At 62.2% G+C, this 13,290-nt stretch carries 12 protein-coding genes; 8 read left to right on the top strand and 4 right to left on the bottom strand.

The features are described 5' to 3' along the window. Window positions 1-555 precede the first annotated feature (555 nt). On the bottom strand, window positions 556-852 hold the full coding sequence (locus tag KW846_RS18825; RefSeq protein WP_095967716.1) for a DUF1330 domain-containing protein: 297 nt from the start codon (window positions 850-852) through the stop codon (window positions 556-558). 70 nt (window positions 853-922) lie between these two features. Between KW846_RS18825 and ribBA the strand changes: the two genes are divergently transcribed. The 6 genes from ribBA (at window position 923) to KW846_RS18855 (ending at window position 8,270) form a co-directional block, all read left to right on the top strand. Then, on the top strand, window positions 923-2,032 hold the full coding sequence (ribBA, locus tag KW846_RS18830) for a bifunctional 3,4-dihydroxy-2-butanone-4-phosphate synthase/GTP cyclohydrolase II (RefSeq protein ID WP_218484197.1): 1,110 nt from the start codon (window positions 923-925) through the stop codon (window positions 2,030-2,032). 304 nt (window positions 2,033-2,336) lie between these two features. Continuing rightward, on the top strand, window positions 2,337-3,362 hold the full coding sequence (locus KW846_RS18835) for an ABC transporter substrate-binding protein (RefSeq protein ID WP_218484200.1): 1,026 nt from the start codon (window positions 2,337-2,339) through the stop codon (window positions 3,360-3,362). Next, complete coding sequence (locus KW846_RS18840) at window positions 3,359-4,303, top strand: ABC transporter permease (RefSeq protein WP_007976229.1); 945 nt, start codon at window positions 3,359-3,361, stop codon at window positions 4,301-4,303. The genes KW846_RS18835 and KW846_RS18840 overlap by 4 nt, the downstream gene beginning before the upstream one ends. A gap of 6 nt (window positions 4,304-4,309) precedes the next feature. Then, window positions 4,310-5,119 carry an ABC transporter permease gene (locus tag KW846_RS18845; RefSeq protein WP_007976227.1) on the top strand — a complete coding sequence of 270 codons (810 nt, stop codon included), beginning with the start codon at window positions 4,310-4,312 and terminating at the stop codon, window positions 5,117-5,119. 16 nt (window positions 5,120-5,135) lie between these two features. After that, window positions 5,136-6,290, top strand: coding sequence for an ABC transporter ATP-binding protein (locus tag KW846_RS18850; protein ID WP_104448743.1), 1,155 nt, complete (start codon window positions 5,136-5,138; stop codon window positions 6,288-6,290). A 264-nt stretch (window positions 6,291-6,554) separates the two neighbouring features. Continuing rightward, window positions 6,555-8,270, top strand: a complete 1,716-nt coding sequence (locus KW846_RS18855; RefSeq protein ID WP_218484202.1) for an amidase — start codon at window positions 6,555-6,557, stop codon at window positions 8,268-8,270. 43 nt (window positions 8,271-8,313) lie between these two features. Here KW846_RS18855 and KW846_RS18860 read toward each other — a convergent pair whose 3' ends face one another. Next, window positions 8,314-9,312: a bile acid:sodium symporter family protein gene (locus KW846_RS18860; protein ID WP_218484204.1), complete on the bottom strand. Its 999-nt coding sequence runs from the start codon at window positions 9,310-9,312 to the stop codon at window positions 8,314-8,316. A gap of 84 nt (window positions 9,313-9,396) precedes the next feature. Here KW846_RS18860 and KW846_RS18865 point away from each other — a divergent pair, with 84 nt between their 5' ends. Then, window positions 9,397-10,185: a helix-turn-helix domain-containing protein gene (locus KW846_RS18865; protein WP_116582605.1), complete on the top strand. Its 789-nt coding sequence runs from the start codon at window positions 9,397-9,399 to the stop codon at window positions 10,183-10,185. 201 nt (window positions 10,186-10,386) lie between these two features. On the opposite strand, the gene KW846_RS18870 is transcribed toward KW846_RS18865, so the two are convergent. Next, window positions 10,387-11,487 (bottom strand): polyamine ABC transporter substrate-binding protein, encoded by a 1,101-nt coding sequence (locus tag KW846_RS18870; RefSeq protein ID WP_057395996.1) that lies wholly within the window; start codon window positions 11,485-11,487, stop codon window positions 10,387-10,389. Between the two features lie 15 nt (window positions 11,488-11,502). On the opposite strand from KW846_RS18870, the gene KW846_RS18875 reads away from it, so the two are divergent. After that, the gene (locus KW846_RS18875) at window positions 11,503-11,775 is read left to right on the top strand and encodes a hypothetical protein (protein WP_218484207.1); all 273 of its coding nucleotides are present in this window, start codon (window positions 11,503-11,505) and stop codon (window positions 11,773-11,775) included. Between the two features lie 48 nt (window positions 11,776-11,823). Here the strand turns inward: KW846_RS18875 and KW846_RS18880 are convergent, their stop codons facing one another. Further along, entirely contained in the window at window positions 11,824-13,149 is a 1,326-nt protein-coding gene (locus KW846_RS18880; protein ID WP_218484209.1) for an OprD family porin, read from the bottom strand. Window positions 13,150-13,290 lie beyond the last annotated feature (141 nt).

Here is a 13,290-nt window from a genome sequence, read left to right on the forward strand (position 1 = left end):
CCGCGGTGCCCTCAGGTTTTTCGTCGGAACGCCGCCCGGAGCAAGCTCGCTCCTACAGAGCCCGTCAGCCTGATTCTGATGCGTAGGTGATCCCCTGTAGGAGCTGCCGCAGGCTGCGATCTTTTGATTTTGTTTTTTAAGAGCGGAAGATCAAGATCAAAAGATCGCAGCCTGCGGCAGCTCCTACAGGGGGTCGGCGTACACAGACACTCTTCACCACTCATCAGGCCGAGCGTTAGCTCGCCTGCAACTCTTGATCTTGATCCACCCGCCCCCTCGGCAGGCTGAGCGCAGGTGTTCATCCGGGGATGGGCGCGCAGCGCCGTTCGACGCAGTCGAACTCATTGCATGTAGGTCGAAGCGAAGCCGACCGGAGGGCAATACCCCCCGGATGAATACCAGAGCGAAGGAACCCCGAGCCTCAGCGAGGGGCCGTACGTAAGGGGCGAGCGTTTTTTGCTTACTTTTTTAGGCGCTTGTAAAAAAGTGAGTCGCCGTAAGGGCGAAACCATAAGCCGCCGTTACCGAAGAAACGGATATGTACACAATCGCAATTCAAAGCGGCGCCACCCCTTCAACGATGATGACCTCAGCCAAAGCCACCCCCTCACGATACCCCCTCGCCTCCTGATACAACGCCGAGTGATAGCAAGCCACCGCCTGCTCATAGGAATCGAACTCGATCACCACACTGCGCTGCGGTGTCGCCCGACCTTCCATCGCCTCGCTACGCCCGCCCCGCGCCAGAATCCGACCGCCATACAGGGCAAACGCCTGTGGCGCCCGCCGGGTGTATTGGCTGTACTGATCAGGGTCAGTGACATCCACGTGAGCAATCCAGTACGCCTTCATAGTGACCTCTCGATTTGTTTTGTATTATGGTATACCACATTGCTCATCCCACAAACACCGAGACTCCAGCATGGCCTTCAACAGCATCGAAGAAATCATCGAAGATTACCGCCTCGGCAAAATGGTCCTGCTGGTCGACGATGAAGACCGGGAAAACGAAGGCGACCTGTTGCTGGCCGCCGACTGCTGCACACCCGAGGCGATCAGCTTCATGGCCCGTGAAGCCCGTGGCCTGATCTGCCTGACCCTGACCGACGAACACTGCAAACGCCTGGGCCTGGAGCAAATGGTGCCGAGCAACGGCAGCGTGTTCAGCACCGCGTTCACCGTGTCCATCGAGGCTGCCGTCGGAGTGACCACCGGTATCTCCGCCGCCGATCGTGCCTGCACCGTGGCCGCCGCCGTCGCCGCCAACGCAGGTCCTTCCGACATCGTGCAACCCGGGCACATCTTCCCGTTGCGCGCCCGGGAAGGCGGTGTGCTGACCCGCGCCGGTCACACCGAAGCCGGTTGCGACCTGGCCCGCCTGGCCGGCCACACGCCTGCCTCGGTGATCGTCGAAGTGATGAACGACGACGGCACCATGGCCCGCCGCCCCGACCTGGAAGTGTTCGCGCGCAGGCACGGGATCAAGATCGGCACCATCGCCGACCTGATCCACTACCGCCTTAGCACCGAGCACACCATCGTGCGCATCGGTGAACGTGACCTGCCGACGGTGCACGGCACCTTCCGTCTGATCACCTTTGAGGATCGCATCGAAGGCGGTGTCCACATGGCCATGGTCATGGGCGATCTGCGCCGCGAAGAGCCGACGCTGGTGCGCGTGCATGTGATCGATCCGTTGCGCGACCTGGTCGGCGCCGAATACAGCGGGCCGACCAACTGGACCTTGTGGGCCGCCTTGCAGCGTGTCGCCGCCGAAGGCCACGGCGTGGTGGTGGTGCTGGCCAATCACGAATCCTCCCAGGCGCTGCTGGAACGCGTGCCGCAATTGACCCAACCGCCCCGGCAGTTCAACCGTTCGCAGTCGCGGATTTATTCGGAAGTCGGCACCGGCGCGCAGATCCTGCAGAACCTGGGTGTCGGCAAGCTGCGCCACCTCGGTCCGCCGTTGAAGTATGCGGGCTTGACCGGGTACGACCTGGAGGTGGTGGAAAGCATTCCGTTCACCGAGTGATCCTCGGCTGAATGCAATCCCCTGTGGGAGCGGGCTTGCTCGCGAAAGCGGTATGTCTGACAGAGAGATGTCGACTGACACTCCCTCTTCGCGAGCAAGCCCGCTCCCACAGGGGGAATGCGTCGACACTGAAAAACCGCTTTTGGCTGATAGCCGGTACGGCAAAGTGCTTGCACAAAGTTTGGAATACCATAATATGATATTCCATAGACCGGACAGTCAGCACTGACTCGACGGACCTACTGCTCCCGATAGGCGGGCACTCGAAAGCCCCGCTCATAAACACAACAATGAGGGCGTGAAAATGGTGTTGAACAAACGTGCGACCGCGGTTCTTTTTGCGGGACTGCTGAGCGTCACCAGCCAGGCATTGCTGGCGGCTGAAAGCGTCAACTTCGTCAGTTGGGGCGGCAGCACCCAGGATGCGCAGAAGCAGGCCTGGGCCGATCCGTTCAGCAAGGCCAGCGGCATCACCGTTGTGCAGGATGGCCCGACCGACTACGGCAAGCTCAAGGCCATGGTCGAAAGCGGCAACGTGCAATGGGACGTGGTCGATGTCGAAGCCGACTTCGCCCTGCGCGCCGCCGCCGAAGGCTTGCTCGAACCCCTCGATTTCAAAGTCATCGAGCGCGACAAGATCGACCCGCGCTTCGTCAGCGATCACGGCGTCGGCTCGTTCTTCTTCTCCTTCGTCCTCGGCTACAACGAAGGCAAGCTCGGCGCCAGCAAGCCCCAGGACTGGTCCGCGCTGTTCGACACCAAGACCTACCCCGGCAAACGCGCCCTCTACAAATGGCCGAGCCCTGGCGTGCTCGAACTGGCGCTGCTGGCCGACGGTGTAGCGGCGGACAAGCTCTACCCGCTGGACCTGGACCGCGCGTTCAAGAAACTCGACACCATCAAGAAAGACATCGTCTGGTGGGGCGGCGGCGCGCAGTCGCAGCAACTGCTGGCCTCCGGTGAAGCGAGCATGGGCCAGTTCTGGAACGGCCGGATTCATGCCCTGCAGGAAGACGGCGCCCCGGTCGGCGTAAGCTGGAAGCAGAACCTGGTCATGGCCGACATCCTGGTCATTCCCAAGGGTTCGAAAAACAAGGACGCGGCGATGAAGTTCCTGGCCAACGCCAGCAGCGCCAAAGGACAGGCCGACTTCTCCAACCTGACCGCCTACGCCCCGGTCAACGTCGACAGCGTGGCACGCCTGGACTCGGCGCTGGCCCCGAACCTGCCGACGGCCTACGCAAAGGATCAGATCACTCTTGATTTCGCATACTGGGCCAAGAACGGTCCAGCCATTGCGACACGGTGGAACGAATGGCTGGTCAAATGAAAATGACGGCAACCGCGCCTCGACCTTCCACGGCCTCCGGGAGCGCCATCGGCGCTGCCGGTCCGGCAGTCGGCCAGCCCCTTGCAAAGCAACCCTCGCCATCGCTGAAGCAGCGTTGGCGTGGCGCCAGCAACCTGGTCCCCGCCCTGCTGTTCCTCGGCCTGTTCTTTCTCGCGCCGCTGATTGGCCTGCTGTTGCGCGGCGTGCTGGAACCGGTGCCGGGCCTGGGCAACTACGAGCAACTGTTCGCCAACTCGGCCTATGCCCGGGTGTTGCTCAACACCTTCTCGGTGGCGGGCCTGGTCACGCTATTCAGCCTGCTGCTGGGCTTCCCGCTGGCCTGGGCGATCACCCTGGTGCCGCGTGGCTGGGGGCGCTGGATCCTCAACATCGTGCTGTTGTCGATGTGGACCAGCCTGCTCGCCCGCACCTACTCCTGGCTGGTGTTGCTGCAAGCCTCCGGGGTGATCAACAAGGCGCTGATGGCGATGGGCATCATCGATCAACCGCTGGAGATGGTGCACAACCTCACCGGCGTGGTGATCGGCATGAGCTACATCATGATCCCGTTCATCGTGCTGCCGTTGCAGGCGACCATGCAGGCCATCGACCCGATGATCCTGCAGGCCGGTTCGATCTGCGGCGCCAGCCCCTGGACCAATTTCTTCCGGGTGTTCCTGCCGCTGTGCCGGCCGGGGCTGTTCTCCGGTGGCCTGATGGTGTTCGTGATGTCCCTCGGTTACTACGTGACCCCGGCGCTGCTGGGCGGTGCGCAGAACATGATGCTGCCCGAGTTCATCATTCAGCAGGTGCAGTCGTTCCTCAACTGGGGCCTGGCCAGCGCCGGCGCCGCGTTGTTGATCGTGATCACGCTGGTGCTGTTCTACTTCTACCTGAAGCTCCAGCCGGAATCCCCGGTTGGCGCCAGCAACGCGAGGTAAGCCGTCATGCTCCTGACCCCCAATGCCATGAGCCGCCGGATGCGCTTCGGCCTCTATGCCACCACCGGGCTGATCGGTCTGTTCCTGCTGCTGCCGATCGTGTTCATCGTGCTGCTGTCGTTCGGATCGTCGCAATGGCTGGTGTTCCCGCCGCCGGGCTGGACGCTGAAATGGTACGGCCAGTTCTTCTCCAACGCCGACTGGATGAACGCGGCGATGGCCAGCCTCAAGGTCGCGGTGCTGACCACGTTCTTCGCCGTCGCGCTGGGCCTGCCAACCGCGTTCGCACTGGTACGTGGCCGCTTCCCCGGCCGCGAAATGCTCTACGGCCTGTTCACCCTGCCGATGATCGTGCCCCTGGTGATCATCGCCGTGGCGGTGTACGCGCTGTTCCTGAAACTGGGCTACACCGGGACCATGTTCGCCTTCGTAGTCAGCCATGTGATCGTGGCGTTACCGTTCACCATCATCTCCATCATCAACTCGCTGAAGCTGTTCGATCAGTCGATCGAGGATGCGGCGGTGATCTGCGGCGCTTCGCGCCTGCAAGCAGTGTTCAAGGTGACCTTCCCGGCAATCCGCCCGGGCATGGTCGCCGGCGCCCTCTTCGCCTTCCTCGTCTCGTGGGATGAAGTGGTGCTGAGCGTGATGATGGCCAGCCCGACCCTGCAAACCCTTCCCGTGAAAATGTGGACCACCCTGCGCCAGGACCTGACGCCCGTGATCGCCGTCGCCTCGACGCTGCTGATCGGCCTCTCGGTATTGGTCATGGTGATCGCCGCCGCTCTGCGCCGGCGCAACGAAATCAGCGCTTGAGCGCCAGGAGTACGACATGAGTGCAGTGATCAAAGATTCCGCGCAGCAAAATGACAAACCCCTGGTCAGCCTGCGTAACCTGAACAAGCACTACGGCGACTTCGCCGCCGTGGACAACATCTCGCTGGACATCAAGGACGGTGAATTCCTCACCTTCCTCGGCTCCAGCGGCTCGGGCAAAAGCACCACGCTGTCGATGCTCGCCGGCTTCGAAACGCCGAGCAGCGGCGAGATCCTGGTCAACGGCCAGTCGCTGGTCAACGTGCCGCCGCACAAGCGCGACATCGGCATGGTGTTCCAACGCTACTCGCTGTTCCCGCACCTGTCGGTGCGCGACAACATCGCCTTCCCGCTGGCGATCCGTAAACTGGCCACGGCCGAACGCGAGCGCCGGGTCGATGCGATGCTCAAGCTGGTGCAACTTGAGCAATTCGCCCATCGCCGCCCTTCGCAACTGTCCGGTGGTCAGCAACAGCGCGTCGCCATCGCCCGCGCACTGGTTTACGAACCACGCATTTTGCTGATGGACGAACCCCTCGGCGCGCTGGACAAAAAACTGCGCGAAGACTTGCAGGATGAACTGCGCCAGCTGCATCGGCGCCTGGGCATCACCATTGTCTACGTGACCCACGATCAGGAAGAAGCCATGCGCCTGTCCCAGCGCATCGCGATTTTCAGCCACGGCAAGATCGTTGGCCTGGGCAGCGGTTACGACCTGTACCAGAACCCACCGAACGCCTTTGTCGCCTCGTTCCTGGGCAACTCCAACTTCCTCAAGCTCAAGGCCCAGGGGAATGCGGTGGCGACCTTCGAGGGGCAACCGCTGTCGATCCGACTCACCGCCAGCCTGCAAACCGACCAGGACGTGCTGCTGATGGTACGCCCGGAAAAAGCCCTGGCCCTGAGCAATGAACAAGCCCTCGCCGAACCGCTGGCCGCCGGCTGGAACGAAGTCTCGGCCAAGGTCGTGGAAGTGCTGTTCCTCGGCGAAAGCCAGACCTGCAGCGTGATCACCGCTGGCGGCACCTCGATGACGGTCAAGGCACTGTCCGCCGCCGGCATGCCGCTCAAGGCCGGCGACCCGGTGCGGGTGCGCTGGGCCACCGCCGACGCCTGCGTCTACACCGAATGGGCCGAAAGCGACCTGAACAAGGCTGCCGGCGCTCACTGATCCATTGGCCTGCGCGCGCGGGCCACTATAATGCGTCACCCTCGGGCCACCACAACGTCGGGTTGTGGTGGCCTTTTTTCTGTCACCTGTAAGATAAATTGGACAACGGATTCCTAAAATCCCGGTTTAATGCTAAATAGTGCTCAGTATTTTTAACACCCGACCCTGTCGTGCCACACAGTGCAACGAGAATAACGATATGAAAGTCCATTTCGAGAAAAGTGAAGTGTTTGGGACCCTCCACCTGCAAGCGGCGGTGGCAGCATGATCGAAGTCACCGAAGTTTCCATTGCCGAGCTGCGCGCCGCGCTCGAATCCGGCCAGACCACCTCGGTTGAACTGGTCCAGGCCTATCTCGCGCGGATCGACGCCTATGACGGACCCGAGACGCCCACGGCACTGAACGCGGTGGTGGTGCGCAACCCCGAGGCCCTCGCTGAAGCGCAGGCCGCCGACGCCCGTCGCGCCAAGGGCCAGGTGCTGGGCCCGCTGGACGGCATCCCTTACACCGCCAAGGACAGTTATCTGGTCAAGGGCCTCACCGCCGCTTCCGGCAGCCCGGCCTTCAAGGACCTGGTCGCCTATCGCGATGCGTTCACCATCGAACGCCTGCGCGCCGCCGGGGCGATCTGCCTGGGCAAGACCAACATGCCGCCGATGGCCAACGGCGGGATGCAGCGCGGCGTCTACGGCCGTGCCGAGAGCCCGTACAACGCCGGCTACCTCACCGCCCCTTTCGCCTCCGGTTCGTCGAACGGTGCCGGCACGGCCACCGCGGCCAGTTTCGCCGCTTTCGGTCTGGCGGAAGAAACCTGGTCGAGTGGTCGCGGCCCGGCTTCGAACAACGGTTTGTGCGCCTACACCCCTTCGCGCGGCGTGATCTCGGTACGCGGCAACTGGCCGCTGACCCCGACCATGGACGTGGTCGTGCCGTTTGCCCGGACCATGGCCGACCTGCTCGAAGTGCTCGATGTGGTGGTGGCCGATGACGCGGATACCCGCGGTGACCTGTGGCGCTTGCAGCCTTGGGTGCCCATTCCGAAATCGTCCGAGGTACGCCCGCAATCCTATGCCACGCTGGCGGCGAACAGCGAAGCCCTCAAGGGCAAGAAGTTCGGCATTCCGCGCATGTACATCAACGCCGACCCTGAAGCTGGCACTTCCGAAGCGCCGGGCATCGGTGGCCCGACCGGCCAGCGCATCAACACCCGTCCTTCGGTGATCGGTCTGTGGGAACAGGCGCGCAAGACCCTCGAAGACGCCGGGGCGCAAGTGATCGATGTGGACTTCCCGCTGGTCTCCAATTGCGAAGGCGATCGCCCTGGCGCGCCGACCGTGTTCAATCGCGGCATCGTCTCCAAGGAATTCCTGCACCATGAACTGTGGGACCTGACCGCCTGGGCGTTCGATGACTTCCTGCAGGCCAACGGCGATCCGAAATTGAATCGCCTGGCCGATGTCGACGGCCCGCAGATCTTCCCTCACGACCCGGGCACCCTGCCCAACCGCGAGGGCGACCTGGTCGCCGGCATGGACGAATACGTGCGCATGGCCGAGCGCGGCATCACACCGTGGGACCAGATCAGCACAGTGCCCGACGGCCTGCGCGGACTGGAGAAGACCCGCAAGCTCGATCTGGAAGACTGGATGGATCGCCTGGGCCTCGACGCGGTGCTGTTCCCGACGGTCGCCGATGTAGCGCCGGCGAATGCCGATGTCGATCCGCAGTCGGCGGATATCGCCTGGAGCAACGGTATTTGGGTCGCCAACGGCAACCTCGCCATCCGCCACCTCGGCGTGCCAACGGTCACCGTGCCAATGGGCGTGATGCCGGACATCGGCATGCCGGTCGGCCTGACGTTTGCCGGGCGCGCCTATGACGACTCGTCGCTGCTGCACCTGGCATCGGCGTTCGAGTCGACTGGGAACAAACGCATGATCCCGCCGCGCACTCCGCCATTGGCGGCTGACAAGCGGTAAGCAACTCCGGGACTGGAGCCATTACCGCTCCAGTCCCGGATTTTCAGGGATCGACCTGAGCCATCAGTTCCGGAATCGATTCCGGCCGATTGGCAAAACGCTGTGCCAGTACCGCACAGACCATCAGTTGAATCTGGTGGAACAGCATCAACGGCAGGATCAACACGCCAATGGTGCTACCGGCAAACAACACCTGCGCCATCGGCACACCAGTCGCCAGGCTTTTCTTCGAACCGCAGAAAAGAATGGTGATGCGGTCTTCCTGATTGAAGCCGAACGCCTTGCCCAGTACGGTCGAGGCCACCAACACCAGCGCCAGGACCACGCAGCACACCACCACCAGCCCGACCAGGTCCAGCAACGGAATCTGGTGCCAGAGGCCTTCGATCACCGCCTCGCTGAACGCGCCGTAGACCACCAGCAAAATCGAACCCTGATCGACGAACTTCAGCCAACTCTTGTTGCGCCCCACCCAGTTGCCGATCCAGCGCCGCGCGATTTGCCCGGCAATGAACGGCAGCAGCAACTGCACGCTGATCTTGAGGATGGCGTCGAGGGTCGAGCTGCCTTCGCCATGCACTTTGAGCAGCAGGGTCACCAGCAAGGGCGTGAGGAAAATCCCGAACAGGCTGGACGCCGCCGCGCTGCAAATCGCCGCCGGGATGTTGCCCCGCGCCAGCGAAGTAAAGGCAATCGCCGACTGCACCGTGGCGGGCAGCGCACACAGGTAGAGCATGCCCATGTACAGGTCGTTGCCGATCAGCGGTGACAGCAGCGGCTTGAGCGCCAGGCCGAGCAGCGGGAACAGCACGAAGGTCAGGCTGAACACCAGCAAATGCAGGCGCCAGTGCCCGGCACCGGCAATGATCGACTCGCGGGACAGCTTGGCGCCGTGCAGGAAAAACAGCAGCGCAATGGCGATGTTGGTCAGCCAGCCAAAACCGACCGCGACCTGGCCGCTGGCAGGCAGCAGGCTGGCGAGCGCGACCACGCCGATCAGGGTCAGGGTGAAGTTGTCGGGTAACAAACGGGGGCGCGTCATGGGTTGATCATCCGGGGGTTGCCAGTACATGAAAGCGACTCTAACGTGACTGGATATTACCGACTAACGCCGATGAGCCCACCGATGCCGCCTAAAGGACATGACAAAAGTATCCGGCGCAGTATTCCCGGGCTGTCCAGCCTGCCCAGGCCACTCTACGGCCGTACCGAATCGCTGCCCAATCGCGCCCTGACCCGGCGCCACAGCCACCCGTGGGTGCAACTGTCCTATGCGATCCAGGGCGTGCTCGAAATCCAGACCGGCGTCGGGCGCTTCGTCGCCCCGCCGGAGCGTGCGGTGTGGATTCCGGCAGGCATGCCGCACCGGGTGTTCAGTTCGCCGCGCACGGAAATGCGCAGCCTGTACATCGATTGCAGCGTCTCGACCTGGGCGCCGCCGGGCTGTCATGTGTTGGCGGTCAGCGATCTGTTGCGCGAGTTGATCCGTGCCTTCAGTCAGATTCCGGTGGAATACGATCAGGATGGCGCGCACGGCCGGTTGGCCCAGGTGATTCTCGATCAGTTGGCTGAGGCCCCGCAGATCGACCTGATGCTGCCGCTGCCCCAGGACAGCCGGTTGCGGCAAATTGCGCAAAGCCTGGAGTCGCACCCCGAACAACAAACCACCCTCAGTCACTGGAGCGACCGATTCGGCGTCACCGAGAAAACCCTCAGTCGCCTGTTCCTGCGCGACACCGGCCTGACCTTTCGCGCCTGGCGCCAACGTTTGCGCCTGCTCGGCGCCCTGACACCCCTGGAACAGGGCGAGCGAGTGACCGACGTGGCGTTGGCTTGCGGCTATGACTCGACGTCGGCGTTTATCGCGGCGTTTCGTCAGCAGTTTGGTGAAACGCCGGGGGAGTTTTTTCGCTAGGCCTGCACCGTACAACCTGTGGGAGCGGGCATGGGATTTGTGCTCGACATCAATCAAATGTGGGAGCGGGCTTGCTCGCGAATGCGGAGTGTCAGTCAACACATTCTTGACTGACACTCCGCATTCGCGAGCAAGCCCGCTCCCACAATGGATGTTCGCCGCCCGCAGGATTTGTGTTCGACGCCTGCAAGGATCTCGGAGTTACTGATCGGACTTGATGCTGGTCCACACCCGCGTGCGCACCCGCTCGAGCTTTTGCGGCAATGGCTGCACGACGTACAGCGTCTTCAATGCCTCGCTGGTCGGTGTCAGGTTCGGGTTGCCGGTGATGTCCTTGTCGATCAGCGCCAGCGAGTCCTTGTTGGCATTCGGGTAACCGAGGAAGTCGCTAATGGGTGCGATGACTTTCGGGTCCAGCAGGTTGTTGAGGAATTCGTGGGCCTCGGCGACGTTCTTCGCGCTTTTGGGGATGGCGAAGGTGTCGAACCAGATTGGCGCCCCCTCTTTGGGCAGGCGCCAGTCGACGACCACACCGTTACCCGCCTCTTTGGCGCGGTTGCCGAACTGATAGAAGCTGCCGGAGTAACCAATGGCCACGCAGATATCGCCGTTGGCGATGTCGGTCATGTACTTGGCGGAGTTGAAGTAGGTGACGTAAGGACGAACCTTGAGCATCAGCGCCTTGGCTTTTTCGTAGTCATCCGGGTTCTGGCTGTTCGGGTCCAGCCCAAGGTAATGCAGGGCCAGCGGCAGGATCTCCGATGGCGAGTCGAGCATCGCGACGCCACAGGCCTTGAGCTTCTCCATGTTCTCGGGCTTGAACACCAGGTCCCAGCTGTCCACCGGCGCATTCTCGCCCAGCGCCGCCTTGACCTTGGCCGGGTTGAATCCGATCAGCACGGTGCCGTACATGTAGGGCACGCCGTACTGGTTGCCCGGGTCGTTCTTGTCCAGCAGCTTGAGCAACGCCGGGTCCTGGTGCGACCAGTTCGGCAGCTTGGACTTGTCGAGTTTCTGGAACACGCCCGCCTTGATCTGGGTTTCGATGAACTGGTTCGAGGGCACCACCAGATCGTAGCCCGAGTTGCCGGTGAGCAGCTTGGCTTCCAGGGACTCGTTGGTGTCGAAGGTGTCCCAGGTCACCTTGATCCCGGTGTCCCTGGCAAAATCCTTGGGTACGGACGGCAGGATGTAGTCCGCCCAGTTGTACACCCGCAATTCGTGCTGTTCGGCGTGCACCGCGCTGGCCAGCAGCGACAGTCCGCAAACGGTGGCGCCCAGTATGCGTTTCATTGAGTCCATGGATCATTTCCCCAAGTGTGGCGTGAGTTCGATGGTTTTTATGTTCTGTACACGGCAGCGGCCTTGAAAATTGCCAAGGGCAAGGAAGTGAAGTTTCTGGTGTTGATTCTTGCCGAGGGCGTGGCCGGTTCACAGCGTGAGTCAGGCCAAAAGGAGATCGAAACGGCCAAAATACCTGTCCGCATTGATCAGCGACGCGACAGTGCGGCGGCCAGTCCACGAATCGATTTTTGTGGGAGCGGGCTTGCTCGCGAAGAGGCCGGCACATTCAATACCAGTGTCGCCTGACACACCGCTTTCGCGAGCAAGCCCGCTCCCACAGGGGGATGTGCGTGATTACAGCAATGACAAGGTGTAGTTGATGATGAACCGGCTCTGGTCCACATTGCGGCCGGCGTCGGTGTTCGATTTGGCATTGCGCAGTGTGAACCCCACCCCTTTGAACGTGCCCGACTGCAACACGTAGTCCAGGGTCATGTCGCGCTCCCATTCGGACTGATCGCTGGCGTTTTGCGCCTTGATGTCCGTGCCCTTGAGATACGCAATCGAGGCTTTCAGGCCCGGCACGCCCATGGGCGCGAAGTCGTAGGTGTATTGCCCGAAGTTCGTCTGCTCTCCGGCGCGGGCAAAGTTCTGGATCATCTTGTCGGTGGGCAGGTAGACACTGCCGCCGCCCGCCCCTTTGTCCACCAGGCTGCCCTGGTTGGGCTGGACGAAGTTGCTGCCGTCGCCCACCCGTTGATGACCCACCGACACCGCATGCCCGCCATGGGTGTAGGTGACCATCGCCACCCAGGTGCTGTTGTCGATTTCACCATCGTTGTCGTCGGTGTACCCGGATACCCGATAACCTTGCGCACGGCCGGAGGCTGAGCTGTTGGCACCGCTGGACGTGGTGCGGAAGTAGCGCAGGTCGGTGGTCAGTGAGCTGGCGCTGTCGATGGACAGAATGTGCGTCAGGCCGAGAAAGTTCTGGTTGTAGAAATCCTCCAGCTGCGCGAAGTAATACTGCGCCTTGAGGCTTTTGGTGAGGTTGTAGTCAGCGCCGGCGTAATAGAACTTGTTGCTGTCCTGGGTGCTGCCGGCGACCGACAGCCCTGTACGGTCGGTCGAGGCACGCCCGACCGCGTGCTCGAGCACACCGCTGGTCAGGGTCAGGCCATCGATGTCGTTCGAAGTGACCTGCGCACCGGTAAACGATTGCGGCAACACACGCGCATCGTTGGCCAGCAGGATCGGCAACTTCGGCAACAAGGTGCCGTAGCGAAATTCAGTCCTGGCCAGGCGCATCTTCGCCGTGGGGCCGAAGCTGCTCCAGGTGTCGGCCGCGCCGTCGCCGTCGGAAGGAATCATGCCGCTACCGACGTGGCGCCCCGCTCCGCTGTCCAGCGTGATGCCGAGCAACGCCTGGGCATCGAGCCCGAACCCTAGCGTGCCCTGGGTAAACCCGGACTCATAGCGCAACACGAAGCCCTGGGCTGACTCTTCGGTTTTCGAAGGCTCCGCTGCGCCATCACGATTGTCGCTGTTGAAGTACAGGGTGCGCATCGACAGGCTGGCCTTGCTGTCTTCGAGAAAACCATGGGCGGCGGAATCGGCGGCCTGTGCACACAGCGAACCGGTGGCCAACAGAACTGCGGTGGGAATCGCACGTTTGAACATAGGGTGCTCCTGGGTCTTTCTTATCGTTTTTGAAGGTTTCACCGCCAGGCAGGACCCGATTGCCGCCCACGCAACAGCGCTCAACACGAACGCGACAACAGGCGCGCTCGATGAGTGATGCGAATTGTTCGAGGTGAGGGT

The organism is Pseudomonas sp. PDM32, from assembly GCF_019219225.1.
Taxonomy (GTDB): domain Bacteria; phylum Pseudomonadota; class Gammaproteobacteria; order Pseudomonadales; family Pseudomonadaceae; genus Aquipseudomonas; species Aquipseudomonas laurylsulfatiphila.